This is a genomic window from Actinomadura soli, from assembly GCF_005889715.1.
GTDB lineage: Bacteria > Actinomycetota > Actinomycetes > Streptosporangiales > Streptosporangiaceae > Spirillospora > Spirillospora soli.
Genome location: NZ_VCKW01000478.1, coordinates 1 through 2966 on the forward strand (window position 1 = coordinate 1; position 2966 = coordinate 2966).

The window sequence follows — 2966 nt, forward strand, 5'->3', positions numbered from 1 at the left end:
GCCCGGGACCCAGGCCTTCAGCCCACCCGGAACAGCCGCCTTCGGGCCGTCCGGGACACACGCCTTCGGCCCACCCGGGACAGGCGCCCTCGGGCCGCCCGGGACACGCGCCTTCGGGACGTCCGGGACACGCGTCTTCGGGGGTCACGGGAGCGGCTCCGGCCGGGCGAGCGATTCGGCGAGCAGGGATTGCCTGACCATGGGCATCGCCGCGCGGTTCCAGTGGAGGACGATGTAGAAGGCGGCGGCCTCACGGGGACCGACGTAGGCGTCCGCAGTGTCGAAGTACTCCGAGCGCCAGCGGTCGACTTCCCGCCGCACGGCGTCGTCATGGCGGGCGAGCAGTTCGCGCGCCCCGACCGGCAGCCGCTCCAGGACGGCGTCCGGTCGCGTCCACGCGTCTTGAATGCCCTGGGCGGCGCGGGTGAAGGACGCGTCGTCCAGCAGCAGCGGGGGCAGGCGCCGGTAGGTCTGCGTCCGGACGCGGTCCCAGACGTCCCGCGCCTCCCAGCCTTCGACGCGCAGGGCCTCGAACAACGAGCGGAGCATGACCAGCGACAGCGTCCACTTCCGTCCGGGGGACACGTACGGCATCGCGTGGACGCCGAGCCACACCAGGGAGTCGGCGGCGAAGAGCCGATGGACGCTGCGCATGGACACCGGGCCGCCGAACAGGTGCGCCTCGGCCTCGTAGACGGCCGGGACCGCCGCCGCGATCAGCCCCTCCGCGCGCCAGCCGCCGAACCGTTCGCGCAGCTCCGCCGCCAGCGCGGCCCGGGCGGCGCCCGTCGTCTCGACCCGTACCCGCAGGCCCGGCGGCTTGTGCGTGAAGAAGAAGCCGTTCACCTCGGGACGGTCGAGCAGCTCCCGCGCGGTCTCGTCCAGCCGCGCGTAGAGCCGGCGGCCGGACCGGACGCCGGGCATCAGACCCGTCTGGATCCACGTGCTCGGCCCGGCCGACGCCCGCAGCGCCGGGAGGCCCCCGCCGAGGAACGCGTCACAGAGCCGTCCGAGCTCACCCTCAGGTTGGTTCGCGGCGCGCAGGCTCTCCGCGCAGGCGTCGAGGAGATCGGCCACGTCCAGGCTCCGCCCGTCCAACCCGACCGTGTACGCCGCGCGGCGGCCCGCCGTTGAGTCCGCGGAGCCCCGTGCGGCGGCAGGCGGCGCCTGCGCCTTCTTCCGCGTATCTGACACTTGCCCCCGCCACCTTTCCCCTGTCAACGGCGCTGTGCCCGACCAACTCTGAGCGGCGCCCGGGGAACCGCGGTAGATCAGCGCCATTGACCCGGCGGACCAGGGCGCCCGCGGCGACTGACCTATTGCGGACGTGACGCGGCCCATCCCCAGAGCGGGCCCGTATCGAACACACGGTGTCCATTCGCACGAATCCGCAGCGCACGGGGGACGGATGGGCCCGCCGTGCACCGCATAACGGGGAATCGCCGTGGTTGACGAACTACTAGATGAACTGCCCTTCACAGGACGCGACGCGGAACTGGACGCGATCGAATCCTTTTTCCGGGAGGGGACCGACGCTGGGATGCTCGTCGTCGGCGCATCGGGCGCCGGGCGCACGAGGCTGGCCAAGGAGGCGCTGGTCCGGCTGGAAAGAGCGGGCGTCCCCACCGAATGGGTCGCCGCGACGCCCGTGATGGCCTCGATTCCGTTCGGCGCCGTCGCGCATCTCCTGCCGCAGGGCGGGGCCTGCGCCTACACCGATCCGCTGGCCGTGCTCCGCGCGGTGACGTCCGAGATCAGGCAGCGTGCCGGAGGTGAACGCCTCGTGCTGGTCGTGGACAACGCCCACCTGCTCGATGACGGCTCGCTCGCGGTCCTCTGCCATCTCTTCAGGCACGGGGTGACGGGCCTGATCGCGACCCTGCGCACGGACGTGCAGCTCGCCGCCGCGAAGGCCGAGATGTGGGGAGACTGCCGGTCCCGGCAACTGCACCTGGCGCCGCTCTCCGACGCCGCGGTCGAGCGGCTGATCGACGCCGTCCTGCCCGGCCACGTCGACGGGCCGACCCGCGCCCGGCTGCGGCGCGCGGCGCGCGGCAACCCGAGGGCACTGCGGAACCTGCTGCACGGCGCGATCGAGACCCACACGCTCCGGCGCCGGCACCGGGTGTGGCGCTGGGACGGCGAACTGCCGCCCACCCCCGCGCTCGCAGCCTGGGTCACCGGCGCGGTCGGCAAGGTGGCCCCCGACGTCAGCGCCCTGCTGGAGATCGTCGCCTGCGCGGAACCGCTGGAAGTGCCGCTCCTCGAACAGCTCACCAGCGCGGACACCGTGGACGCGGCCGAGCGCGCCGGCCTGCTGACGATCGAGCGATCACAGGCGAGCCTGGCCCGTCCCCTGCACGGCGAGGTCCTCCGCGCCGAGCTGACCCCCTACCGCTCGCGCACGATCTACCGGCGCCTGGCCGCCCTCTCACCCAGACCGACGAACGACCTGCTGCGCGCCGCGTCCTGGCAGGTCCGCGGCGGCGGCCCGGTCCGTCCCACCCTGCTGGCCGACGGCGCCAGGGCGGCACTGGCCCACGGCGCCCCAGACCTGGCCGAACAACTGGCGAACGCCGCACGCAACACCGCCCCTGGCGCCGCCGCCGACCTGCTACTAGCCGAAGTCCTCCTACACCGCGGCGACACCGCACGCGCCGCAGCCCTCCTCTCCCGATGGCCGGACGCCCCGGGAGCAGACTGGGCCGTGGCCCGCGCGTCCGTCCTCTACTGGGGGACGGGCCAGGTGGCAGCAGCAGAACGAGAACTGGCCAAGGCAGCGATCGACCCAGACGCCGCCACGGCCGCAGCCACCCACGCCCGAATCCTGCTCTTCGACGGCCGACGGCGCCAGGGCGGCACTGGCCCACGGCGCCCCAGACCTGGCCGAACAACTGGCGAACGCCGCACGCAACACCGCCCCTGGCGCCGCCGCCGACCTGCTACTAGCCGAAGTCCTCCTACAC

At 73.6% G+C, this 2966-nt stretch carries 2 protein-coding genes; one reads left to right on the top strand and one right to left on the bottom strand.

Translation table 11 applies throughout. From position 1 onward, the window contains the following. Positions 1 to 144: 144 nt before the first annotated feature. The gene (locus ETD83_RS40865) at positions 145 to 1194 is read right to left on the bottom strand and encodes a thiopeptide-type bacteriocin biosynthesis protein (protein ID WP_171064727.1); all 1050 of its coding nucleotides are present in this window, start codon (positions 1192 to 1194) and stop codon (positions 145 to 147) included. A gap of 250 nt (positions 1195 to 1444) precedes the next feature. Between ETD83_RS40865 and ETD83_RS40870 the strand changes: the two genes are divergently transcribed. Continuing rightward, on the top strand, positions 1445 to 2966 hold a 1522-nt coding region (locus ETD83_RS40870; RefSeq protein WP_171064728.1), incomplete at its 3' end, for an ATP-binding protein.